At 60.1% G+C, this 1,383-nt stretch carries 2 protein-coding genes and 1 pseudogene; all 3 read right to left on the minus strand.

Annotation, left to right across the window (positions count from 1 at the left end):
• Positions 1 to 483: pseudogene (locus tag Q0341_RS13625) on the minus strand (lipopolysaccharide assembly protein LapB); the annotation flags it as partial.
• Positions 473 to 760, minus strand: a complete 288-nt coding sequence (locus tag Q0341_RS13630; RefSeq protein ID WP_299514356.1) for a lipopolysaccharide assembly LapA domain-containing protein — start codon at positions 758 to 760, stop codon at positions 473 to 475. The gene Q0341_RS13630 and the pseudogene Q0341_RS13625, both read right to left, overlap by 11 nt.
• Positions 761 to 855: 95 nt before the next feature.
• On the minus strand, positions 856 to 1,206 hold the full coding sequence (locus Q0341_RS13635) for an integration host factor subunit beta (protein ID WP_299514359.1): 351 nt from the start codon (positions 1,204 to 1,206) through the stop codon (positions 856 to 858).
• Between the last annotated feature and the right edge of the window lie 177 nt (positions 1,207 to 1,383).

The following is a 1,383-nucleotide window of genomic DNA, read 5'->3' on the forward strand; positions in this document are numbered from 1 at the left end:
GGCTTCTGTCCATTCCCGTGAGCGTTCGTAAATGGCCATGCGGGCCAGGCGGGCTTGTCCTTCGTACGGCGTGGCTTCGAGTTTGCGCAGCGCTTCCTCTGCGCGGTCCAGCAAGCCGGCTTTCAAATAATCGAGGGCCAGGCCGTGCTGCGCCCTTTGTCGGTCGGCCAAGCCGATGTCGGCCCTGGACAGCAGGTGTTCGTGGACCCGAACCGCACGGTCGTATTCGCCCCGGCGACGGAACAAGTTGCCCAGTGCAAAGTGCAACTCCGAGGTGTCCGGGTCGTTTTGCACCGCTTCGATGAAGGCGTCGATAGCCTGGTCTTGTTGCTCGTTGAGCAAGTAGTTCAAGCCTTTGAAGTAGGCGCGGGGCGCTTGGCGGTTGGCGATGCGCATTTGGCGCAAGTCCAGGCGCGAGGCGATCCAGCCCAGGGCGAAGGCGGCGGGCAAGCCCAGCAAAATCCAGGTCAGGTCAAACTCCACGGGAGACCTCGGTGGGTGGTGTGATTTCTACAGAGGTGGGCGGGGCTTTTTTGACCGATTGGCGCTCGCGCCACCAGCGGGGCACCATGCCCAAAACACCCACCACCAAGCCAATCGCGAAAGCCGCCAGCACCACCATCACGGTGGGTGCCGACACATGCGTGCCAAAAAAGAAATTCACACGGGTTTCTTGCTGGTTGTTCAGCGCAAAAGCGAAGAGTGTGAAGAAAACTGCCGCTTTCAGTAGCCACTGGAGCAGCCGGAGCAAACGTTTCATGTGCAGACCTTGGGATGCTGGCGTGATTCTAATGGTCGAGGGTCAAGCGCCAGCGTGGGCTTGCGCACGCAAGCAGTCCAACTGCAGGCGGGCATTCATTGGGCTTGCGCCAGTGTTGTGGTGGCGGCCAGCGCTGGGGCTGGGGTGTCTGCGGCTATGTGAACGGTGCCGGCATCGACCGCTTCGCGCAAAGCCTTGCCAGGTTTGAAATGGGGGACCCTTTTTTCAGGGATTTGAACGCTCTCACCCGAGCGGGGGTTGCGGCCCACCCGAGGCGGACGGCGGTTGATGGAGAAACTGCCAAAGCCACGAATCTCGATGCGGTGGCCCTTGACCAAGGCTTCGCTCATGGCATCGAGCACCGTTTTCACGGCCAGTTCGGCGTCCCGGTGCGTCAGTTGCGCAAAGCGGGCGGCGAGTTCTTCAACCAGATCGGAACGGGTCATGTCTTCACTCCGTGGGTAAATCAGGCTTGTGTGTCCATGGACACCCTTCTGAAAAAAGCCTGCCCCCATGACAGGGGCCGGCTTTTCAGACAGCAAGCGTCTTCAGATCAAAAAGATCAGTTGTTGTCCAACTTGGCACGCAACAAAGCACCCAAGCTGGTGGTGCCAGCGTTTTCG

This window comes from uncultured Limnohabitans sp. (assembly GCF_937889215.1).
Classification (GTDB): Bacteria; Pseudomonadota; Gammaproteobacteria; order Burkholderiales; family Burkholderiaceae_C; genus Limnohabitans_A.

Coding starts and splice junctions, on each gene's coding strand:
- Q0341_RS13635 (WP_299514359.1), bottom strand. CDS start 1,206: ATGACCCGTTCCGATCTGGTTGAAGAACTCGCCGCCCGCTTTGCGCAA.
- Q0341_RS13630 (WP_299514356.1), bottom strand. CDS start 760: ATGAAACGTTTGCTCCGGCTGCTCCAGTGGCTACTGAAAGCGGCAGTT.